The organism is Microthrixaceae bacterium (assembly GCA_016702505.1).
Lineage (GTDB): Bacteria > Actinomycetota > Acidimicrobiia > Acidimicrobiales > Iamiaceae > Aquihabitans.
In genome coordinates this window covers 158020-179643 of sequence record JADJDU010000011.1, presented here as the reverse complement: position 1 = coordinate 179643, position 21624 = coordinate 158020, and the positions used below count along the sequence as shown (strand labels likewise).

Here is a 21624-nt window from a genome sequence, read left to right as displayed (position 1 = left end):
ATGGCCAAAGCCCGGGCGATCGCCACCCGCTGTTGCTGACCGCCAGAGAGTTGGGCTGGGTGGGCGTCGGCCTTGTCGGTCAGGCCGACTCGCTCCAGCATGGCCTCCGCCACACCCTGGGCCTCGGAAGCGGATCGGCCCAACACCTTGCGTTGGGCCATGGTCACGTTGTCGATGACGCGTAGGTGGGGGAAGAGGTTGAACTGCTGGAACACCATTCCGATGGTGCGGCGGACCAGGTCGAGGTCGCAGTCGGGGTGGGTGATGTCGATCCCATCGATAAGCACTGCGCCTGCCGATGGTTCCTCCAAGCGGTTCACGCACCGCAACAGGGTCGACTTGCCTGATCCCGATGCACCGATGACGCAAACCACTTGGCGGGGGGCCACCGCGAGGTCGACACCACGCAACACGTGATTGGCCCCAAACGACTTGTGAAGGCCGCGGAGCTCGATCGCTGGGGTCACCGATTCCGATGTGGTCATCTAGTCGCCTTGGAGCGTCGTTCGAGAATTGCCACCAGACGGGTCAACGGGATGGTTATGGCCAGGTACATAGCTCCGGCGACCACCAGGGAGGTGCCGTTGAAGTCCTGGGCGTTGGAGCGTCCGAACTGGGTCAGCTCCTTGCTCTCGATGGTGGTTCCGAGCACCGACAGGAGGGCGGTGTCCTTGAGGAGTAGGACCAGCTCGTTGGTGAGCGGTGGGATGACAACCCGAAATGCCTGGGGGATCACCACCCACCTCAGGGTTTGGATGTGGGTCATGCCCAGTGACCGGGCGGCTTCGACCTGACCACGTGGTACCGCCTCTATCCCCGCTCGGATCGTCTCGGCCAGGTAGGCGCCCGCCACCAGCGAGAGGGCCACGATCCCGCCGCTGGGAACACCGAGGATCTCCGGATACTGGAACTTGAGTGCGATCGGTCCGATGAATCCCACGAAGATGATCGTCAGCAGGGCCGGGAGCCCCCGGAATATCTCGATGTAGGTGGCGGCGAACCACCGGTACGGTCGGATGCTGCTGAGGCGGAGAAGCGCCATCGACAGGCCCAGCACCACGCCGCCGATGAAGGACAGCACGGTGTAGATGAGCGTGTTCTTGGCCGCGATCGTGATGATCTCGGGGAACTGCTCCCGGGCCCGTTCGAGATCGAAGTACTTGTCGGCCACCACCGCCCAGTCGGCGAGGATGATCACGGCACCCAACACCGTGAGCCCGAGGGCGTATGCCCCTAGGCGCAGCGAACGGCTGCGCCTTCGCTTGGCGCGTCCGGAGCGGTACAGCTCGGGGAGGGCGTCACCCTCCCCGAGCTTGGCGGCGGTCGTTTCCGTCATGGGTTGCTTCGTGACCGCGTCGGCGGTGGGGCGGCTGGGTCAGCCGACCTTCACCAGCAGCGACTGGTCGGCCTTGAAGTACGGGTCGGTGAAGTCGACCTCGGCCTTGCGCTCGTCGTTGATGGTGACCGACGACGCGACCAGGTCACAGGTGCCAGCGGCCAGGTTGCCCAAGATGCCGTCGAACACGACGTCGAGGACCTCGAGCTTGGCGTCCATGGTCACCGCCATGGCGTCGACCAGATCGATGTCGAACCCGGTGTACTGGAGGCCACGTGGGCCTTCGCCTTCCATCTCCATCGGGGCGTAGGGGATGTCCGAGCAGACGGTGAGGGTATCGGTGCCCTCCACGTCGGAGGGTCGGGTCCGGGGCCGGCCTCTTCGCCGTCGAGCGGGAAGTACTTGGCGTACAACAGGTCGTAGGTGCCGTCGTCGCGGACGGCCTGGAGCGCGGTGTTCAGCTTCTCGGTCAGGTCGCTGCCCTTGGCCACCGCGAACCCGTACTCCTCACCGGTCTCGTAGGTCTCGACCACCGCGACCGAGTCGTCCTCGGCTACTCGCCCGGCGTTGACCGGCAGGTCCTGAAGGATGGCGTCGATGTCGCCGGACTCGAGGGCGCCGAACAAGCCGGTGGTGTCCTCGAAGGACTTCACCGTGGCCCCTTCGGGCTTGTGCTCATTGGCGTAGGTCTCACCGGTGGTCCCGGCCTGTACCCCGATGGTCTTGCCCGCGAGGTCATCGAGGCTCTTGATGGCGGTTTCGCCACCGTTGGCGTTGGAGTCGTTGCCGGGCGCGGTGGACTCGGCGGGCTTGGAGTCGTCGTCGCTGGAACAGCCGACTCCTCCGAGCAGCATCGTGGCAGCCAGCCCGAGGGCGAGGACGTGGTGGGCGCGGTGACGGCGCATGCAGGCTCCTGGTCGGTGAAAGGGGCGAGTTTCGGCCAGCGTAGATCGCTGGGTTCGAGCTGAAGTGGTCCGCGAGGAGCGGCTTCGTCTGGCACCGGGCCTGGGCTGGTTGGCAGGCTTCGGCGATGATGTGGGGGTTCGACGATGAATGGGACACCGGGTTGGGTAGCGCCGACCCGCTCGGTTTCCCCGGTTACGCCGACAAGCTCGATGGGCTGACGTCGGAATCGGTGCGCACCGGGTTGGCCTCGATCGGCGGGCAGTCGGTGGTGCTGATCGAGGGTGACTTCGGGGTGATCGGCGGGTCCATGGGTTTGGTCCACGGCGAGAAGGTGGTCCGGGCCTATGACCGTGCCGTCGAGCGCCGGCTTCCCGTCGTCATGGTCACCCGTTCGGGTGGGGCGCGGATGCAGGAGGGGATGGTCGCCCTGGTGCAGTTGTCCCGGGTGGCGGCCGCCGCCCGCCGTCACACCAACGCTGGGCTCCTGTCAGTGGCGGTGCTCCGCTCGCCGACGACAGGCGGGGTTCTGGCGTCGTATGGCTCGCTGACCGATCTGCGAGTGGCCGAGGCCGGAGCGACCATCGGGTTCGCCGGGCCGCGGGTGTCCGAGGCGATAACCGGGCGGCCGGTGGGTGTTTCATCACACACGGCGGAGTCGGCGCTGGCGGCCGGGCTGGTCGACGCGGTTCTCGACCCCGACGACGTCGGACGTTGGGTGGAGGCGGTGTTGGGTGTAGGTGACCTCCCGCTGGAGGTGGAGGAGTGGGGTGGTGACATCGAGGCTCAGCCGGGCGATCCCACCTCGGGCGCATGGGCCGAAGTTGCCGCCGCCCGTCGCCACGATCGGCCCAGCGGCACACAGCTGGCCTCCGGATTGGTGACGTCGTGGGTGGAGCTTTCGCCGGCCACCGACCCGACCCTTCGCACCGCCCTGGCCACGGTGGCCGGTCAGCGGGTGGTCATGGTGGCCAGCGATCGTCACGCCCGAACCGGTCGGCCCGGGCCCGACGCCTACCGGCTGGCCCGTAGAGGCATCGGCATGGCTGGGCGCCTGGGCCTGCCGGTGCTCACGCTGATCGACATGCCCGGGGCCGAACCCGGAGCAGAGGCCGAGAACGGCGGGATCGCCAGCGAACTCGCTCGGACTTTCGCGGACATGGCCGACCTGCCCAGCCCGTCCATCTCGGTATGTGTGGGGGAGGGCGGAAGCGGCGGTGCGCTGGCGTTGGCTGCGGCCGATCTTCTGCTGGTGCAGGAGCACAGCGTGTTCTCGGTGATCGGCCCTGAAGGGGCGGCGGTGATCCTCGAACGAGATGCTTCCGCCGCTCCTCGGGTGGCTGAGCTCCTGAAGCTCACCAGCGCTGATCTGTTGGAGTTGGGGATCGTGGACGGCGTGATCGCGGATGATCCTGAGACGTTGGCCGAGGTGGTGGGTCGAGCAGTCCTGTCTGCCGTCGGTGGCCGCGGAACAGGCCGAGACGAGCACGACGTGATCGTCGGTCGCCGTCTCACCCGCTTCGATGACGCCACGGTCCGGTGGTTGTCAGAGGACTAGTGCTGCAAGAGACAACGTTTGCGCTGTTGCGAGCTTGCGAGCCACTGAGCAAACGCCGTCGAGCCCCCGCAACGAAGTGAGGACCAGGCTCGACGGAACCAGGAATCGTCCGCCGAAGGCGGCCCACGAGAACGGGGCAGCGTTCAGCGCAGGTGAGTCCCTACCCCAGCAATGGTTGCCGGTCACGAATCCTCTCTGTGTCAAGCGGTCGACCTGGGCGGTGTTGGGGCGCGTCGGGGGGACGGCGTGGAGCCGTGGTCGTAGCGTGTCGATGGGTCCGGGAGTGACCTTGCCGAAGAGCTGGCTGTCAGGGATGCGAGGCCGGTCACGCAGGCTTGGAGTCGTTCCCGTTTGTCCTCCCGGGCCCGTTGTCAGCCGCGAGTGCGGGCCGTGTCGGCAACCAGTTGGCGATACACCGAGTTGGAGATCTGGCGCTTGAGCGCTCGGATCGCTTCCTTCTTGGTCTTGCCATCGGCGACGCGCCGATCGAAATAGGCGCGGCCGTCGGAGTGGGTGTGGCGGATCTGGCAGATGGCCGCCAGGTGCAGTGCGTGGTTGAGGTTCCGGTTGCCTCGGGTTGAGAGCCGGTGAACCGTCCGTCCCCCCGAGGAGAACTCGACCGGAGCGGTGCCGTTGTAGGCGGCATAGCGGTCGCGGTTGGCAAACGCTGTGATATCGCCCGTGTAGCCGATCAGCATCGCGGCGATGACCGGGCCGATGCCGAAGATGTCCGTGACCGTTGTCCCTGACGCGGCGACCACTGCTGCGATTCGCTTGTGCGAGGCCTTGAGTTGTTCGTCGAGACGACGGATATCTGCGAGGAGCTCAAGAGCCACGTCGTATCGGATCTGCTCGGCGGGTGTCGTCGGATGGACCGCTGCCCGAACCGATCGACGTCGGAAGCCTTGATTTCCTTGGCGATCCCGCCGGCATCGAGTTCGAGCAACAGGGCATGCAGCCGTGACACGACCCTGCACCGCTGTCGGCCGATATCACTGTTGCGCTTCGCCAGCAGGCGAAGCACCTCGCTGTGTCCAACCGGTCGAACCTGACGCAACCCGCTCGTGCGCAGCGCGGTCACCGCCACCGACAAGGCGTCGTTCGGGTCATTCTTGGATGAGTGCCCGGTGCCGAGCAGCCTGGTCCGCGAAGCCAGTGTCGCCGGCACATTGAGGACGTGCTCGCCGGTGGCGACGAGCTGCTGTGCCAGCAAGTAGCCCAGGCCGTCGGCACCCTCGATCGCCCAGGTCCGCGTCGGGAACGGTTCGGCCCATTCCAACAACTGGGACACCTGAGCCCGCGTCGCTCTCACCTTCTTGGCGCTGAGCCGACACTCCTTGGCATCGATCGCGACAGCGGTGTGCGATGCCTTGTGGGGATCGACCCCGATAATCACCTGCATGGAAAGTCCTCCGTAGCTCGTTCGATTAGGAACCACGCCGGGCACTCCTGCTTCCGATGGCGGTGCTGTTCCTCTCTTGAGCCACGACGCGGCGAAGCCCCGACCAGGACGCCCTTCGTGTAGAAGCCAGACCCACGAACAAGCCGGCAGGCACTAGATGAGCCGCCCCGGCCAGGACCTCTCAGACGCTAGGGGAACACCCCCAACGCATGATCAGATTCTCAAGCAGGCACTAGACGGCGTCGCCGGCTTGACCACGTCGGCAGAGGTGGCACCATGACCGGTTCGTCCAGCGCTAGGTAACAGGAGAGCAGCCCATGGGTCCACTGTCGGGAATCAAGGTCGTAGAACTGGCCGGGATCGGCCCCGCGCCCTACACCGCCATGTTGCTGGCCGATCTGGGTGCCGATGTGGTGAAGGTCGACCGGTCGGCGAACGTGACCGGGGCAGACCCGGCGGTGCCGCCGTCCGACATCACCGGGCGTGGCCGTCGATCCATCGGTGTCGACCTGAAGAACCCCGACGGCGTCGCAACTGTCTTGGATCTGGTCGAGCAGGCCGATGCGCTGCTCGAGGGATTCAGGCCCGGGGTGATGGAGCGACTGGGCCTGGGCCCCGACGTGTGCCTGGAGCGCAACCCTCGCCTCGTGTTCGGACGGATGACCGGCTGGGGTCAGGACGGCCCGTACGCGTCCACGGCCGGCCACGACATCAACTACATCGCCCTGGCCGGCGTGCTCGAGCCGATGGGACGGGCCGGTGAGCAACCGACCCCCCCGCTCAACCTGGTCGGCGACTTCGGTGGCGGCGGGATGCTGCTGGCCTTCGGGGTGTGCGCGGCGCTGTTGGAGGCCCGCACCTCGGGCAAGGGCCAGGTGGTCGATGCCGCCATGATCGACGGTGCCGCCAGTCTCATGACCATGACCTGGTCGTTCCGGCACATGGGGATCTGGCATGACGAGCGGGGGACCAACATGCTCGACACCGGTGCCCACTTCTATGACACCTATGAGACCTTGGACGGCAAGTACGTCTCCATCGGTTCCATTGAGCCCCAGTTCTACGCCGAACTCCTGCGCCTCACCGGCATGGACGCAGAGGAGCTCCCGTGGCAGCACGACCGCAGCCAGTGGCCCGCCCTCAAGGAGCGTTTCGCCGAGGTGTTCCGGTCCAAGACCCGCGACGAGTGGTGCCAGATCATGGAAGGTACCGATGTCTGTTTTGCCCCGGTTCTGACCATGGAGGAAGCCCCGCATCATCCCCACATCGCTCAGCGCGGTACCTACACGGAGGTCGAGGGGCTGACCCAGCCGGCCCCCGTCCCTCGCTTCAGCCGTACGCCGGGGGCGGTGGCCCGCCCGCCCGCTCACGCCGGCCAACACACCGATGAGGTGTTGGCCGAGTGGGGGGTCGATGCCGACGTGATCGCCGGCCGCCGCGCTTCGGGCGCCATCGCCTGACCCGATCGCTAGCGTGACCGGCCATGGGGACCATCGTCAGCTTCCATGCCCATCCCGACGACGAGTCGATCGCCACCAGCGGCCTGCTGGCTCGAGCCTCCGACGGCGGTCACCGCGTGGTGTTGGTGTTCGCCACGAGAGGTGAGCTGGGCACGCCGGTGGACGGGGTGCTCGATGAGGACGAGCAGTTGGCGCTGAGGCGCACCGCCGAGTGCTACGAGTCGGCCGCCGTCATCGGCGCCCACCGGGTGGAGTTCCTCGGCTTCACCGATTCGGGCATGGAGGGTGAGGCCACCAACGATGCTCCGTGGAGCTTTCGGCAGGCCGACGTCGACCATGCCGCTCGTCGTCTGGCGGTGATCCTCGAGGAGGAGAAGGCCGACGTGATCACCACCTACGACGACCACGGTGGTTATGGCCACCCCGACCACGTCCAGGTCCATCGGGTCGGCAAGCGGGCCGCAGAACTGGCCGGGGTGCCGGTGGTGGCTCAGAGCACGATGAACCGCGACCACATCAACCGGTCCCGCCAAGCAGCGGTGGACCTGAACGTGGACCTCGGCGATGACCTGCCATCCGAGTTACCCGAGGGCTTCGGCAGCGCCGAGTCCATCATCACCCACTCTGTCGACGCCCAGCCGGTGATACAACGCAAGCGGTCCTCGATGTTGGCCCATGGAAGTCAGATCGGTGCCGATCACTTCATGGCGGCCATGCCCCTGGAAGCGTTCGAGTACGTGTTCGGCACCGAGTGGTTCATCGTCGAGGATCTCCTCGACAACCCGCCGGCCGTGTTCGGCGAGCTGTTCAAGGCCCTGTGACCCAACCCGAACCCGGCCGAGGCGGCGGGTTGCCGGTAGGGTCGAAATCCTCACGCCGGGCACAGGGGTACGAGATGCGCGCACGAAACCACACCAAGATCACCACGGCCACAGCAGCGGTGCTGGCCCTGGCCTTCGCCGTCGTCGGGGCCGGGTCGACAACCTCGGGCGCTGGTCCTGATCCAAGCGGAGCGCACGCCGGTCGTGGTCTGCCTGGAGACGACGTCCGCCTCAACGAGATCCAGGTGGTCGGTAGCCACAACAGCTACAAGGTTCTGCCCAGTCAGGCTGAGCAAGACATGATCCGCAGCTTCATCGGTGCCGGTGCCGACCGCATGCAGTATCAGCACGCTCCGTTGCCAACCCAGTTCGCTTCCCAGAAGGTGCGCCAGATCGAGCTCGACGTATGGGTGGATGCGGCCGGTGGCCGGTTCCGTCAACCGTTGCTCCGCACCGCGTTGGATCTCGGACCCTATGAGCCCGAGATCATGGACCAACCCGGTACCAAGACCTTCCACATCCAAGACGTGGACTACGGATCGACCTGTCCGTCCTTCCGTCTCTGCCTCCAGCAGGTGAAGGGGTGGAGCGACGCCAACCCCGGTCACGTTCCCATCGCGATCCTGGTGGAGCTGAAGGACTCACCGCTGGTGGTCGGTGATCTCGACTTCACCGAGCCCGAGCCGTGGACACCAGCGGCCATGAACGGCCTCGACGATGAGATCCGCTCCGTGTTCCCCGAGAACCAGATGATCACGCCCGACGACATCCGGGGCGGGCATTCCACCCTGCGCGACGCTGTCGTGTCCGACGGTTGGCCCACCCTTGGGGAGAGTCGTGGTCAGGTCATGTTCATGATGGACAACGGCGGCGGGTACCGGACCGACTACCTGAGCGGTCACCCGTCGTTGGAAGGTCGGGTTCTGTTCACCAACGCCGACCCCGGTGACGATGATGCTGCCTTCATCAAGCGCAACGACCCGTTCGATCCCTCGATCCCCGATCTGGTGACCCAGGGTTTCGTGGTTCGCACCCGGTCGGACTCTGACACCCTCGAGGCCCGGGCCAACGACACCGGACCCCGCGACGCTGCGCTGGCCAGCGGGGCCCAGTGGGTCAGCACCGACTACCCGGTTCGGGGCATGGCGGTGGGCTTCGAGACCGATTTCGTGGTCGAGATCCCCGGTGGGACAGTGGCGCGGTGCAACCCGGTGAACGGCCCCGCGACCTGTCGCGACGGGGACCTCGAGAACCTGGGTCGACCCACTCAGCCGCCGTCGAGTTCCATGGTGCCGTCCACCTCGACGCCGGGGTCGACCACCAGGCCCGGATCTACCTCCACCTCGATTCCTGCCAGCACCGTGCCGGGGAGCACCACCACGCCGAGTAGCACCACTGCACCAGGTGGCACCACATCCACCACCTCTCCGATGACCCGGCCCGTGCCGACACCCCCAGCGGCCGAGCCTCGTCGGGCTGAGCCCCGCTACACCGGCTGACCGGGTCGGAGTCGATGAGCACTGATGCCTTGGTGAGGTTTCACGAGACCTTCGCCTGGGTCGTGGTGGTGTCCAACCTGGTCGCCGGTGGTTGGGCCTTGGCGGCCCACCGGTTCCTGAACCTGCGGCACAAATCGCTGTGGTGGTTCACCGGAGCGGCGCAGGCCACCATCGTCGTGCAGGTGCTAGCCGGCGTGGTCCTGCGTCAGAAACTGTTCGAGGGAAACGACCCCGACCATCTTCCGTTCCACATGTTCTACGGCTTCGTGGCCCTGTTCGCGGCCGCGATCATCTACAGCTATCGCGCACAACTGAAGGACAAGGTGTACCTGTTGTACGGGGTGGGCGGGCTGTTCCTGATGGGGCTGGCCCTTCGGGCCATCCACCTCAACCCGAACCAGCCCGGCTAGCCGTCCGCGGGCAGACCGCGCCTCGTTCGGCTCGAGGGGTCGGTCCGCCCAGGCGGCTCGCTCAGTTGGACAGGCGCTTCTCGAGTTCGCGCAGCTCGTCGGCCAGTTCGGCAGGGAGCCGTTCGCCGATGAAGTTGAAGTGCTCCTCGATGAGGGGGATCTCGCCCCTCCAGGCCTCGTTGTCCACCGCCAGCAGCTCGCCGAGCACCTCGGGGGTGATGTCGAGGCCGGTGGTGTCGATGCCATCGGCGGTGGGAACCCGGCCGATGGCGGTGTCCACCGCGTCGGCGGTGCCTTCGAGCCGTTCGAACACCCACTTGAGGACCCGGCTGTTGTCGCCGAACCCGGGCCACAGGAACGACCCGTCGTCTCCCTTGCGGAACCAGTTGACCCAGAACAGGCGGGGCAGGTTGGCGGCGTCGGTGGCCTTGCCGATGTCGAGCCAGTGCTGCATGTAGTCACCGGCGTTGTAGCCCATGAACGGGAGCATGGCGAAGGGGTCGAAGCGGACTTCACCGATGGTGCCGGCCGCGGCTGCGGTCTTCTCCGAGCTCATGATCGAGCCGAGGAAGGTGCCGTGCTGCCAGTCGAACGCCTCGGTCACCAGCGGGACGTTGGTGGCTCGACGCCCGCCGAAGAGGATGGCCGAGATCGGCACGCCCTTGGGGTCTTCCCATTGGGCGTCGATCGAGGGGCACTGTGAGGCCGGAGCAGTGAAACGGGCGTTGGGGTGAGCAGCCGGCGAGCCGGACTCGGGAGTCCAGTCGTTGCCCTTCCAGTCGGTGAGGTGGGCGGGCTCGTCGTCGGTGAGGCCTTCCCACCACACGTCGCCGTCGTCGGTGCGGGCCACGTTGGTGAAGATCGAGTTGCCGTACAAGGCCCGGATGGCGTTGGGGTTGGTCTGCTCGCCGGTGCCGGGAGCCACGCCGAAGAAGCCGGCTTCGGGGTTGATGGCATAGAGCCGTCCGTCCTCACCGAACTTCATCCAGGCGATGTCGTCGCCGATGGTCTCGCACCTTCCAGCCCGGCAGGGTGGGGATGAGCATGGCCATGTTGGTCTTGCCGCAGGCCGACGGGAAGGCGCCGGCGATGTACTTCTTCTCGCCGGCAGGGTTGGTGACACCCACGATGAGCATGTGCTCGGCCATCCAGCCCTCGTCGCGGGCCATGGTGGAGGCGATGCGCAGGGCGAAGCACTTCTTGCCCAGCAGGGCGTTGCCGCCGTAGCCCGAGCCGTAGCTCCAGATCTCGTTGGTCTCGGGGTAGTGGGTGATGTACTTGTTGTCGGCGTTGCAGGGCCAAGCCACGTCGGCCTGACCTTCGGCGAGCGGGGCACCCACTGAGTGCAGGCAGCGAACCCACTCGCCGTCACCGAGCACGTCCAGAGCACCCTGGCCCATGCGGGTCATGATCCGCATGCTCACCGCCACGTAGGGCGAGTCGGTGAGCTGCACCCCGATGTGGGCGATGGGCGAGCCGAGTGGACCCATCGAGAACGGCACCACGTACATGGTGCGCCCCTTCATGGCCCCTGAGTAGAGACCGGTGAGCTCGGCCTTCATCTCGGCCGGGGCCCGCCAGTTGTTGGTGGGGCCGGCGTCGATCTCGTTCTCACAGCAGATGAAGGTGCGGTCCTCCACCCGGGCGACGTCACCGGGATCGGACAGGGCCAGGTAGCTGTTGGGCCGTTTGGCATCGCTCAGGCGTTCGAAGGTGCCGCCGTCGACGAGGACCTGACAGAGGTTGTCGTACTCCTCGGCCGATCCGTCACACCAGTGGATGTCGGCGGGTTGGAACACCGCCGCCCACTCTTGGACCCACGCCTCGAGGTTGGCATTGGTGGTGCTGGCAGTCATGAGTTCCTCCGAAAGACGGTTGGAGCGGGGCGCGGCGATTCAGATCTCGGGCGGCGGGGCGAAGCCCGGCGTGCCCATGTCGACCTCGGAACCGAGTCGCAGACCGACGGCCCGCCCTTCGGAGTCGAGGTCGAAGATCACCCGCTGCCCCTGGCGGAGCATGCGGAAGGGGGAGTCGACCAACGCGCCGCGGGCTAGGTCGTAGTCGGCGAGGTCGGTGTCGCACATGATGATGCCGTCGCCCGTCCCGGGGTCATACGACTTGATCACACCTTGCAAAGCGACGCCTCCACGGCTCGGGATCGGAAAAGCCTAGGCGCACCCGCCAACGTCGTGCACAACGCACACCCATCTGGGCCATGCCAGGTTGGGATGTCGGCCATCGCCGACGGTGATGTCGTGTGGTGGTGGTCGTGTCGGACCTTGAAAACGCCGACGGCCGACGCTGGGCGTCGGCCGTGGTGGGACCGGTACGAGCCGGTCCGCCAGATCGTATGGGTCAGACCCGGGCGGCCTTGGTGATCTTGCCGGCCTTGAGGCAGCCGGTGCACACGTTGACCCGGCGGATGGTGCCGGGGGCGATGACGGCCCGCACCCGCTGGATGTTGGGGTTCCAGCGGCGCTTGGTCCGGCGGTGCGAGTGGCTCACGCTCATGCCGAACGACGGCTTCTTGCCGCACACGTCACAGGTCGAGGCCATCACTGCACTCCAAGGTCGCTTGCTCTGTCGAGGGAAGGCCCGGAAGGGCCGACGGGCAAGGCTAGGAGCCGGGCACCACCGATCACAAGCTCACAGGGTGTCTCCGTGCTCCCCTCTGGTGGGAAGCTGCGGTTGGCAGTCGGTTCGACCCGGTTGGAACCTTGGACTCGACGTGAAACCCGGCTTGGGCCGCGGTGGGACCCGGCGTCACCTTCTAGGCTGCGCCGCCATGACGACGCTCGACCGGCTGGACGCCAGCGACCTGCGCCACGTGATCATCGGGTTCCGTGATGCGCTGCGGCTCCACCAGGAGGGGATCAACCGCCTCAACGTCTATCCCGTGCCCGATGGAGACACCGGTACCAACATGGCGCTCACGTTGGAGTCGGTCGTGTCCGAACTCGAAGGTGCCGAGGCCGACATGGCCTCCACCTGCAAGGCCATCGGTTACGGCGCGCTCATGGGGGCCCGTGGCAACAGCGGAGTGATCCTGTCTCAGATCATGCGCGGCCTCACCGCCACCCTGGCCGGCCACGACGCCGTGGGTGGGGCTCAGGTGGCCGAGGCGCTCACCGTCGCGGCCGCCGGCGCCTACGAGGCGGTGGGAAATCCGGTGGAGGGAACGATCCTCACCGTGATCCGATGCGCCGCCGAGGGTGCGGTCGCGGCCGGTGACGCGCCCTTGGTTCAGGTGCTCGAGGCCGCCCTGGTCGCCGGTCGAGATGCGCTGGCCCGCACACCAGAACTGTTGCCGGTACTGGCCGCAGCCGGAGTGGTCGATGCCGGCGGCACCGGGCTGCTCCTGTTCTTGGACTCGGCGCTGACCCGTGTCGACGGGCGGCCCATGCCCGAGGTGGACCCGGCCTTGGTGGCGGCCGCGGTGCCGGCCATGGCGTCCGACCACGATCATGATCACAGCGGCCTGGCCGACCTGCGCTACGAGGTCATGTACCTGTTGGAGGCCCCCGACGACGCCATCGGTGCGTTCAAGGAGGTGTGGGCCGGGATCGGCGATTCGATCGTGGTGGTGGGCGGCGACGGCCTGTTCAACTGCCACATTCACACCGACGACATCGGTGCCGCCATCGAGGCCGCCATCGAGATCGGTCGTCCGATGAAGATCCGGGTGACCGATCTGCTCGAAGAGGTCGAAGAAGAGCGTTGGGTCCGTGATGCGGCGGGTCAACCTGAACCGGATGCACCGCTGGAACCGGTCACCACTGCGGTGGTGGCGGTGGCCACCGGAGACGGGATCAAGCGGATCTTCCGGTCCTTGGGTGTCCACCAGGTGATCACCGGCGGTCAGTCGATGAATCCCTCGACGGCCCAGCTCCGTGAGGCGGTCGAGGCGGTGCCAGCCGATCAGGTGGTGATCCTTCCCAACAACAAGAACATCATCGCCGTGGCCGAACAGGTGGACGCAACCACCGACAAGACGGTCCTGGTGGTACCCACGAAGGGCATTCCCGAGGGCTTCGCCGCGCTGTTGGCCTATGACCCAGAGGCTGCCGGAGAGACGAACGCGGCAGGCATGGCTGAGGCTGCGTCCAACGTGATCGCCGGTGAGGTGACGCGGGCGGTTCGAGCGTCGACGTGCGAGGCGGGGCCGATCGCCGAGGGCGATCACATCGGCATCGATCGTTCCGCCATTCGCTCGGTGGCACCCACCGCCGCCGATGCCGCCATCGGCCTGCTGTCCAAGTTGCTCGACGGCAGCCAGGAGATCCTCACCGTGATCGAAGGTGAAGGCGCATCGGCGGCTGAGACCCGGCGAATCACCGGGTGGCTGGACGAGAACCATCCCGAGGTCGAACCCGACGTCCACCACGGTGGTCAACCCCTGTACCCGTACCTGTTCGGCATCGAGTAGGTCCGACGGTGGTGAGAGACGCAGGGTCGTGACCGGCGACCCGATCACCCTGGCCGAGCTGAGCGGATTTCCGCTCAGCTCCCTCACCGCTCTGGCATCGAAGCCCAAGAAGGTGGCGGGTCTGGCCGAGCTGGGTGTGGAGAACGTCCTGGACCTGCTCACCCACTATCCCCGCCGTTACCTGGACCGGACTCGCCAGGCCCGCATCAGTGACCTCTCGCCCGGAGACGAGGCCATGGTTATTGCGTCGGTGGCCAGGGTCTCGTCGCGGCGCACCCGGGGACGTCCGCCCAAGGTGCTGGTAACCGCCGAGGTGAGTGATGGCTCTGGCTACCTGCGGGTGAGCTTCTTCAACCAGGGTTGGCGGGAACGCCAGCTCCCGGTGGGGACCGAGGCGGTGTTCTTCGGCAAGGTCGAGATCTTCCAAGGGCGCAAGCAGCTCTCGAACCCGGTCGTGGATCTGATCGGCGGCGACCGCACCGGCCGGATAGTCCCCCTCTACGCCCAGAGCGAGAAGCACCGCATCACCACCTGGGAGATCGGTTCGTGGGTGGAGGCGGCGCTGGGCAAGTGTCAGAAGCGAGGCTTGGCCGAACCCCTCGATGACGCCGTGCTCGGTCGTTTCGAGCTGGTCGGTAGGGCCGAGGCGTTCACGTCGATCCACGTACCCCGTTCCATGGCCGATGTGGAGTTGGCCCGTCGACGTCTGGTGTTCGACGAGCTGTTGCGGGTGCAGTTGGCACTGGTCTTGCGCAAGCGAGCGCTGGAACGGACGGCCCGGGGAATCGTCCAGGTGACCACCGGGGAACTGGTGGACCGGTTTCACGACCGCCTCGCCTTTCCGCTGACCGGAGCTCAACGTCGGGTCATCGCCGAGATCTCCACCGATCTGGCCGGACCTCATCCCATGCATCGGTTGTTGCAGGGCGACGTAGGAGCCGGCAAGACGGTGGTTGCCGTCTCCGCGCTTCTGACCGCGGTGCAAGGGGGACACCAAGGCGCGTTGATGGCCCCGACCGAGGTCTTGGCCGAACAGCACCACGCGGGTATCAGCGCGCTGCTTGCCGGGCTCATGGTGCCCGGCGATGCCGACGAGGGATCCCTGTTCGAGGGGATGGCCCGTGAGCGGCCACTGCGAGTCGAGCTGTTGACCAACCGGACCACGGCCGCCAACCGGCGGAAGCTGGCCGAGTCCCTGGCCGACGGCTCGGTCGACCTGTTGATCGGTACCCACGCTCTGATCGAGGACGCGGTGACGTTCCGGTCGCTCGGGGTGGTGGTGATCGACGAACAGCACCGCTTCGGCGTCGAGCAACGGGCGGCGTTGCGGACCAAGGGAGCCGATGGAACCACCCCCGACGTCCTGGTGATGACGGCCACGCCCATTCCCCGCACTGCGGCCATGACCGTCTACGGCGACCTGGACGTTTCGGTGCTCGACGAGCTCCCGCCGGGTCGGACTCCCATCTCTACGACGTGGGTCAAGACGAACGGGGGTGACGACATCGATGCCGAGGCTCCGGTGTGGCATCACGTCCGAGCCGAGGTCGAGACTGGTCGACAGGCCTATGTGGTGTGCCCACTGGTTGAGGAGTCCGAGAAGCTAGAGGTGCGCTCGGCGGAGGAAACTCTGGAACGCCTGGCTGGTGGCGAGCTCCACGGCTTGAGGCTCGGGTTGTTGCACGGCCGGGTGCCAGCCGCCGACAAGGAAGCCACCATGGCCGCGTTCCGGGCCGGTGAAATCGATGTGTTGGTGGCCACCACCGTCATCGAGGTCGGCGTCGACGTCCCCAACGCCACGGTCATGGTCATCCTCGACGCCGACCGTTTCGGAATCGCTCAGCTTCACCAGCTTCGGGGCCGGGTCGGGCGCGGTTCGCAGGCTTCGTCGTGTTGGTTGGTGGGGGCAGGCACGACACCGGATGGCCAGGCCCGGCTCGAGGCCATGGTCCGTACCACCGACGGGTTCGATCTGGCCGAGGTGGACCTGGACCTGCGCGGTGAAGGGACGCTTATGGGCGAACGTCAAAAGGGTCGCAACGACTTGAAGTTGGCCTCGCTGCGGCGGGATCGGGTGTGGGTGGAACGGGCCCGCGAGGTGGCCTTCGAGTTGGCGGACTCAGACCCTGATCTGGCCGGCCATCCCGCCCTGCGGGCCGAGGTGTCGCTGTTCTTGGACGAGGGCGAAGCCGACTTCCTCCTCAAGTCCTAAGGGTCCTAGCGGATAGGTCCGATCGTCGTCGCTACCAGGTTGACCAGACCGAGGCTTCGCCTCGGTTTAGCCATGCCGTGCTTATGGGTCGGCTCGCCTATCGGCTCGCCTCCTAAGCCTGGATCCACCGAAAGGCGGAGCCTTCCGGTGGAGTTCGGTCGCCGGCCTGAGGCGTCTCGTACATGCTCGGGTCGGAACCGTTTGGCGATGGCTCTACCGTGAGGGGATGACGATCGACAGCGACCTGTACGGGCTGGCCACTGCCGCCAACTTCGCCGCCTTCACCACGCTCATGGCCGACGGACAACCTCAGACCCAACTCATGTGGGTGCATGCCAGCGATGACCATCTCCTCATCAACACCGAGGTGGGTCGCCAGAAGTTCCGCAACGTGGAACGCGACCCCCGGGTCACCGTGACCGTGTTCGATCCGGCCGCGCCTTACCGCTACGTCGAGGCCCGGGGTCGGGTGACCGGAACGGTCGGAGGCGACGAGGCTCGCCGCCAGATCGACGAGTTGTCCCACAAGTACACCGGCGGTCCCTACGCGAACCCCATCGGCTCGGATCGGGTGATCCTGCAGATCACACCGGACCGGGTGGTCAAGAAGCTCTGATGTGATCGGTCAGCCAGCCGGTCAGCCGGTCAGCCGGCATGGGTCTGGTCGTCACCGTCGGGGATGATCAGATCCCATCGGTCCAGGCAGTCTTCGCAGCGGTAGGTCAGCAGGTCGCCGGGCCAGAAGCGGCCGGTGTCGTCGGGGCGGGTGAGCAGGTGGGCCACCCCTCCGCAGTCGATGCAATCGATTCGGGCCGGGGCCAGTTCGTCGGGAACATCGCCCGGTTCCGCGTTGCTTGCGCCGACGCCGCTGTCACTCACGGTCCGGACCGTATAGGGCCGGACCTCGGTGCTCCACAGCGAACATGCCCCACCGTGTCGGTGTCCGGGCCACGAACGTGGGGTGCGACAATCGATCCGTGACTCCCCGCAATTCAGACCTGACCGGCAAGACGGTGGTTATCACCGGGGCCAACTCCGGGATCGGCAAGGAGACCGCGATCGTGCTGGCTCGCCTCGGTGCCTCGGTCACGATGGTGGCCCGGAACCCGGTCAGGGCCGAGGAGGCCGTCGCCGAGATCCGTCGCCGTTCGGGTAGCGATCAGGTTCGAGTGGAGCAGGCCGACCTGTCCAACCTGGATTCGGTACGGGCTGGGGCCGAGGCGTTGTTGGCCAACCTCGACGAGATCCACGTCCTGGTGAACAACGCGGGGGTGATCGCCGACGAACGTCGGGAAACGGCCCAAGGGTTCGAGGAGATGTTCGGCGTCAACCACCTCGGACACTTCTTGTTGACCGACCTGCTCACCGAGCGTCTGGTGGCCAGCGCGCCGGCCCGGGTCGTGATCGTGTCCTCGGTGGCGCACCGTTTCGCCCCCCGTGGTCTCCGTTTCGACGACCTGCAGTCGGCGCGTCGGTTCGCGATGTTCCCGGCCTACGGCCGGTCCAAGCTGGCCAACGCCATGCACGCTTTGGAGCTGGCCCGTCGCCTGGACGGAACCGGAGTGACGGTCAACTGCCTGCACCCCGGAACCATTTCGAGCGGGTTCGGCGGTGACGGTGACACCAGGCTTCTCGGCCGGCTCATCTCGGGCGTAGGCCGTCTGGTGATGTCAGATGTGGAAACGGGGGCGAGGACCTCGGTGTTGCTGGCGTCGTCGCAAGATCCGCGGGTCGCCGGTGTCACCGGTGGTTACTTCAGCCACGGCCGACAGTGGCGTCCGTCGCGGGCCGCTCGAGATCTGGAGGCGGCCAAACGCCTGTGGCAGGAGAGCGAGCGGATGGTCGCCGAATCCGACTCGGCCCGTGGTGCGGACCCGTCAGCGAGGGAAGAAACGTCGGCGAGGGCAGAGACGTCGGCATGAGTCCGGCCCGTCCCGGGGGTTTGAGGGTGGTGTCCGGATCCGCCAGGGGCATTCGGCTCACCACCCCGCCCGGTACCGATACCCGCCCCACCGCGGATCGGGTTCGCCAGGCGTTGTTCAACTCGCTGGAGAGCTTGGACGCCGTCGACGGAGCAGTGGTGCTCGACCTCTTCGCCGGTAGCGGGGCGTTGGCCATCGAGGCGCTGTCTCGGGGAGCCGACCGTGCCGTTTTGGTGGACCGTGACTACTCGGCTCGCCAGGCGATCTCGGTCAACCTGGCGGCCTCCGGTTTCGCGACCCGGGCCGAGGTCCGCTCCGGTGACGCCCTGGCCGCCATCGAGGTCGGCGGTCCGTGGGACCTGGTCCTGCTCGACCCGCCGTACCGGTTCGACGAATGGGAAGACCTGTTGGGCGTGATCGTCGACCATCTTTCGGGCCGCGCCGTGGTCGTCGTCGAGTCCGACCGGGAGGTCTCATTGGCCCCGCATCTCCGTGTCATCAGATCCAAGCGGTACGGCGGTACGGTTGTGCTGTTCGCCGTTCCCCCTGGAGTCAACGAGTGACGCGCGTCCTCTACCCCGGGTCCTTCGACCCGATTCATACCGGCCACATCGAGCTGATCGAGGTTGCCGCGCGCCTGTTCGACGAGGTGGTGGTGGCCGCCATCACCAACCCGCAGAAGGGAAGCGGGCTGTTCGACCTGGACGAACGCCACGCCATGATCGCCGAGGCGGTGGCCCACCTTCCCAACGTGTCGATCACTAGCTTTGGCAGCTTGGTGGTGGACCTGGCCCGGGAGATTCAGGCCGACTTCATCGTGAAGGGCCTGCGGGCCGTGTCCGATTTCGAGTCCGAACTTCAACAAGCGCAGACCAACCTGGCCATCTCGGGGGTGCACACAGTGTTCCTGCCGTCGGCCACCACCCATTCCTTCGTGGCTTCCCGGCTGATCCGTGAGGTCGCCCGCTTCGGTGGAGACGTCAGCTCCATGGTCCCGCCGTCGGTCGCCCGCCGGCTCGCCGAGCGCTTCGCCTGAGGAGGCACCTGTGAACGACGACCTGTACGACGTGGAAGCCGAAGACGATTTCGACGAAGAACTGGAGCCCGAGCCGGGCGAGGTGGAGACCACGGCCCGAGTCGGGCGGGGCCGCAACCAACCCGACACCGAGACGTTGCTGTTGCGAGTGCTCGACCTGGTCGACGCGGCCCGCCCGATCCCGCTGTCGGCATCAGCCAAGATCAACAACAAAGAGGAGGTGGTGGAGCTTCTCCAGGAGGCCATCAACCGCCTCCCAACCGAGCTCCGCGATGCCCGCTGGCTGCGCAAGCAACGCGAGGAATACCTGGCCAAGGTCAAGGCCGACGGCGAGGACATGGTCGATGCCGCTAGGGCCCGGGCCGCCCAGATGGTGCAGCGCACCGAGGTGGTCAAGGCGTCAGAGATGCGGGCCCGACAGATCATCGAACGGGCCGATGCCGAGGCTCGGCGTTTGCGCCTGGAGTGCGAGGACTACTGCGATCAGCGGCTGGCCGCCTTCGAGATCGTTCTGGAGCGGACGTTGGATTGGGTGGCAAAGGGCCGCGAGAAGATGCAGGCCACCTCCATCCCGATGCCGGAGATCGAGGGGCTGGAGGACAGCTCCTTCTTCGACGACGACCGGGGTTGACGATGGATGACCCGGCCCCCCATCCGCCGCGGGAACTGATCTCGGTAACCGAGATCCGCCGCCATCTCGGGTCCAGGCTTCCGGTAAAGACCTCGATCGAGGTGTCCGGCCTCGCCCTCAGCGACGTGCGGGTCCTAGATGGATCCGACGTGACGCTCACCGGCGAGGTCGAGTCGATCTCAGAAGGGGTGGTGCTCACGGGCAAGGTCGCGGTGCCTTGGGTTGGGGAGTGCCGCCGCTGTCTCGGCCCGGTCGAGGGGACTTCGTCAGTCGATGTCCGAGAGGTCTGGGAGGTCAACGCCGTCGACGGTGAAACCTGGCCGCTTGACCACGATCACATCGATGTGGGTCCCCTGCTGCACGACACCGCCTTGTTGGCACTGCCGCTGGCTCCGCTGTGCGACGAAGACTGTGCAGGTCCTGCTCCCGACACGTATCCGGCGGCGGTGGCCGGCGACGATGGCGTCGTCGATACCGAGCCGCCTCGTGATCCCCGGTGGGCCGCCCTGGACGACCTCGACTTGTCCTGAGCGGAGGCCCTCGGGGGTGCTCGCTTGGACCCCTGCGAAGCGGTCCAGCTACGATCATCGCCTCGCAAGGCGTGCCACCGCGCGCTCCCGAACTCACCTCCAGGACCACGACGATGGCTGTCCCAAAGAAGAAGACCTCGAAGGCCAAGAGCCGTAGCCGCCGGGCATCGGCGTGGCGGCTGGACGCCCCGTCGCGGAGCCTGTGCCCGCGCTGTGGCGCCGCCAAGGTGCCTCACGTGGTCTGCGGTGGCTGTGGCTGGTATCACGGCCGCCAGGCCATCGATGTCGACTGACCCCGACCTGCACTGAACATTCGCTGAGCCCCACTTGAGCGGACAGCCTCGCCTCCCCGTAGCGGTCGACGCCATGGGTGGCGACCGCGCCCCTGCCGAGATCGTTGCCGGAGCAATCAGGGCCCGTGACGAACTCGGCATCGACGTTGTACTGGTAGGGCGCCCCGACGAGATCGGTGACACGGCTGGCCTCGACGTGATCGCCGCCTCCGAGGTGATCGCCATGGATGCCGATCCCGGCCGCAGCGTGCGCACCATGAAGGATTCGTCGCTAGTACGAGCCGCCGAGGCGGTACGCGACGGTAAGGCCTGCGCCATGGTCTCGGCCGGCAACACCGGTGCCACCATGGCCTCGGCGTTGTTGCGCATGAAGCGACTGCCCGGCGTCGGCAGGCCTGCCATAGCCACGCCCATTCCCTGCCCGGGGGCCGACATCCCGACGGTCCTGCTCGATGCTGGTGCAAACGCCGAATGCACGCCGGAATGGTTGGTTCAGTTCGCTCAGATGGGTGTGGTCTATGCCCGTCAGCGTTACGGCATCGATCAGCCCCGGGTCGGGCTGTTGTCGATCGGTGAGGAACCGTCCAAGGGCACGCCCTTGGTCAAGGAGACCCATCAGCTGCTGGCCGAGGGTGGCTGGTCGACGGTGTCGGGCGGCACCTTCGTGGGCAACGTCGAAGGTCGAGACATCATGTCGCCCGACGTCGATGTGGTGGTCACCGACGGGTTCACCGGCAACGTCGTGTTGAAGACGCTCGAAGGCGGAATGAAGGCGTTGGTCAAGGCCATCTTGGCCGCCTTTGGCACCGACGACGCCACTCGGGCCGCCGGTGATGTCCTGCTCCCGGCGCTGCTTCCGCTCTACGGTCAGCTCGACCCCGACAACACCGGTGGTGCGCTGCTGTTGGGCCTGAATGGACCGTGCATCATCAGTCACGGGTCCTCGTCGGCCACCGCCATCGTGAACGCGGTGAAGGTGGCCGCCGAGATGGTCGACACCGACCTGGTAGGCGCCATAGCCACCACCATCCGGCCCCCAGCCTGAACGACCCAGCGCAGGGCCGATCCATCGGACCTGCAGTCTCTTCCGGCGGATCCAGGATTAGGCGATGGTTAGCTCTACTGGGCCTCGGTGGGTGAACTTCACGGTGAATTTGTTGGTCGTTTCGTCCCAGGATTGAGTTA

General features: G+C 66.7%; 23 protein-coding genes and 2 pseudogenes. 15 read left to right on the top strand and 10 right to left on the bottom strand.

Annotated elements, in window-relative coordinates:
- From IPG97_13020 to IPG97_13005, 4 genes are all read right to left on the bottom strand, one after another.
- The coding region (locus IPG97_13020) for an amino acid ABC transporter ATP-binding protein (protein MBK6857428.1) at positions 1 to 485 on the bottom strand (485 nt) is incomplete at its 3' end.
- Positions 482 to 1336: an amino acid ABC transporter permease gene (locus IPG97_13015; protein ID MBK6857427.1), complete on the bottom strand. Its 855-nt coding sequence runs from the start codon at positions 1334 to 1336 to the stop codon at positions 482 to 484. The genes IPG97_13015 and IPG97_13020, both read right to left, overlap by 4 nt.
- A 39-nt stretch (positions 1337 to 1375) precedes the next feature.
- Positions 1376 to 1630, bottom strand: a complete 255-nt coding sequence (locus IPG97_13010) for a transporter substrate-binding domain-containing protein (protein ID MBK6857426.1) — start codon at positions 1628 to 1630, stop codon at positions 1376 to 1378.
- On the bottom strand, positions 1558 to 2241 hold the full coding sequence (locus tag IPG97_13005; protein ID MBK6857425.1) for a transporter substrate-binding domain-containing protein: 684 nt from the start codon (positions 2239 to 2241) through the stop codon (positions 1558 to 1560). The genes IPG97_13010 and IPG97_13005 overlap by 73 nt, the downstream gene beginning before the upstream one ends.
- A 125-nt stretch (positions 2242 to 2366) precedes the next feature.
- Here IPG97_13005 and IPG97_13000 point away from each other — a divergent pair, with 125 nt between their 5' ends.
- Entirely contained in the window at positions 2367 to 3797 is a 1431-nt protein-coding gene (locus tag IPG97_13000; GenBank protein MBK6857424.1) for an acetyl-CoA carboxyl transferase, read from the top strand.
- A 371-nt stretch (positions 3798 to 4168) separates the two neighbouring features.
- Here the strand turns inward: IPG97_13000 and IPG97_12995 are convergent, their stop codons facing one another.
- Both IPG97_12995 and IPG97_12990 read right to left on the bottom strand, forming a co-directional pair.
- Complete coding sequence (locus IPG97_12995; GenBank protein ID MBK6857423.1) at positions 4169 to 4495, bottom strand: IS110 family transposase; 327 nt, start codon at positions 4493 to 4495, stop codon at positions 4169 to 4171.
- On the bottom strand, positions 4489 to 5199 hold the full coding sequence (locus IPG97_12990) for a transposase (protein MBK6857422.1): 711 nt from the start codon (positions 5197 to 5199) through the stop codon (positions 4489 to 4491). Before IPG97_12990 ends, IPG97_12995 begins: the two co-directional genes overlap by 7 nt.
- A 317-nt stretch (positions 5200 to 5516) precedes the next feature.
- Here IPG97_12990 and IPG97_12985 point away from each other — a divergent pair, with 317 nt between their 5' ends.
- The 4 genes and pseudogenes from IPG97_12985 (at position 5517) to IPG97_12970 (ending at position 9389) form a co-directional block, all read left to right on the top strand.
- Complete coding sequence (locus IPG97_12985) at positions 5517 to 6659, top strand: CoA transferase (GenBank protein ID MBK6857421.1); 1143 nt, start codon at positions 5517 to 5519, stop codon at positions 6657 to 6659.
- Positions 6660 to 6682: 23 nt separating this feature from the next.
- Positions 6683 to 7480 (top strand): PIG-L family deacetylase, encoded by a 798-nt coding sequence (locus IPG97_12980; GenBank protein MBK6857420.1) that lies wholly within the window; start codon positions 6683 to 6685, stop codon positions 7478 to 7480.
- Positions 7481 to 7554: 74 nt separating this feature from the next.
- Positions 7555 to 8703, top strand: a pseudogene (locus tag IPG97_12975) (phosphatidylinositol-specific phospholipase C1-like protein).
- A gap of 290 nt (positions 8704 to 8993) precedes the next feature.
- Positions 8994 to 9389: a hypothetical protein gene (locus IPG97_12970; protein ID MBK6857419.1), complete on the top strand. Its 396-nt coding sequence runs from the start codon at positions 8994 to 8996 to the stop codon at positions 9387 to 9389.
- 61 nt (positions 9390 to 9450) lie between these two features.
- Here the strand turns inward: IPG97_12970 and IPG97_12965 are convergent.
- The 3 genes and pseudogenes from IPG97_12965 to IPG97_12955 all read right to left on the bottom strand — a co-directional run bounded on the left by IPG97_12965 (position 9451) and on the right by IPG97_12955 (position 11945).
- Positions 9451 to 11245: pseudogene (locus IPG97_12965) on the bottom strand (phosphoenolpyruvate carboxykinase (GTP)).
- 39 nt (positions 11246 to 11284) lie between these two features.
- Complete coding sequence (locus tag IPG97_12960; GenBank protein ID MBK6857418.1) at positions 11285 to 11515, bottom strand: hypothetical protein; 231 nt, start codon at positions 11513 to 11515, stop codon at positions 11285 to 11287.
- A 229-nt stretch (positions 11516 to 11744) separates the two neighbouring features.
- Positions 11745 to 11945 carry a 50S ribosomal protein L28 gene (locus IPG97_12955; GenBank protein ID MBK6857417.1) on the bottom strand — a complete coding sequence of 67 codons (201 nt, stop codon included), beginning with the start codon at positions 11943 to 11945 and terminating at the stop codon, positions 11745 to 11747.
- A 229-nt stretch (positions 11946 to 12174) separates the two neighbouring features.
- Between IPG97_12955 and IPG97_12950 the strand changes: the two genes are divergently transcribed.
- From IPG97_12950 to IPG97_12940, 3 genes are all read left to right on the top strand, one after another.
- Positions 12175 to 13815 carry a DAK2 domain-containing protein gene (locus IPG97_12950; GenBank protein MBK6857416.1) on the top strand — a complete coding sequence of 547 codons (1641 nt, stop codon included), beginning with the start codon at positions 12175 to 12177 and terminating at the stop codon, positions 13813 to 13815.
- A gap of 28 nt (positions 13816 to 13843) precedes the next feature.
- Entirely contained in the window at positions 13844 to 16027 is a 2184-nt protein-coding gene (gene recG / locus IPG97_12945) for an ATP-dependent DNA helicase RecG (GenBank protein ID MBK6857415.1), read from the top strand.
- A gap of 226 nt (positions 16028 to 16253) precedes the next feature.
- Entirely contained in the window at positions 16254 to 16643 is a 390-nt protein-coding gene (locus IPG97_12940) for a PPOX class F420-dependent oxidoreductase (protein ID MBK6857414.1), read from the top strand.
- Between the two features lie 29 nt (positions 16644 to 16672).
- Here the strand turns inward: IPG97_12940 and IPG97_12935 are convergent, their stop codons facing one another.
- Complete coding sequence (locus IPG97_12935) at positions 16673 to 16906, bottom strand: hypothetical protein (protein MBK6857413.1); 234 nt, start codon at positions 16904 to 16906, stop codon at positions 16673 to 16675.
- A gap of 44 nt (positions 16907 to 16950) precedes the next feature.
- Here IPG97_12935 and IPG97_12930 point away from each other — a divergent pair, with 44 nt between their 5' ends.
- From IPG97_12930 to plsX, 7 genes are all read left to right on the top strand, one after another.
- Positions 16951 to 17949 carry an SDR family oxidoreductase gene (locus IPG97_12930; protein ID MBK6857412.1) on the top strand — a complete coding sequence of 333 codons (999 nt, stop codon included), beginning with the start codon at positions 16951 to 16953 and terminating at the stop codon, positions 17947 to 17949.
- 29 nt (positions 17950 to 17978) lie between these two features.
- Positions 17979 to 18512: a 16S rRNA (guanine(966)-N(2))-methyltransferase RsmD gene (rsmD, locus tag IPG97_12925; GenBank protein MBK6857411.1), complete on the top strand. Its 534-nt coding sequence runs from the start codon at positions 17979 to 17981 to the stop codon at positions 18510 to 18512.
- Positions 18509 to 18985: a pantetheine-phosphate adenylyltransferase gene (gene coaD, locus IPG97_12920; protein ID MBK6857410.1), complete on the top strand. Its 477-nt coding sequence runs from the start codon at positions 18509 to 18511 to the stop codon at positions 18983 to 18985. Before rsmD ends, coaD begins: the two co-directional genes overlap by 4 nt.
- A 10-nt stretch (positions 18986 to 18995) precedes the next feature.
- Positions 18996 to 19616, top strand: a complete 621-nt coding sequence (locus IPG97_12915) for a hypothetical protein (GenBank protein ID MBK6857409.1) — start codon at positions 18996 to 18998, stop codon at positions 19614 to 19616.
- 2 nt (positions 19617 to 19618) lie between these two features.
- Entirely contained in the window at positions 19619 to 20146 is a 528-nt protein-coding gene (locus tag IPG97_12910) for a DUF177 domain-containing protein (protein MBK6857408.1), read from the top strand.
- A 113-nt stretch (positions 20147 to 20259) separates the two neighbouring features.
- Complete coding sequence (rpmF, locus tag IPG97_12905; protein ID MBK6857407.1) at positions 20260 to 20439, top strand: 50S ribosomal protein L32; 180 nt, start codon at positions 20260 to 20262, stop codon at positions 20437 to 20439.
- A 73-nt stretch (positions 20440 to 20512) separates the two neighbouring features.
- Positions 20513 to 21484, top strand: a complete 972-nt coding sequence (gene plsX, locus IPG97_12900; GenBank protein MBK6857406.1) for a phosphate acyltransferase PlsX — start codon at positions 20513 to 20515, stop codon at positions 21482 to 21484.
- Positions 21485 to 21624: the final 140 nt, after the last annotated feature.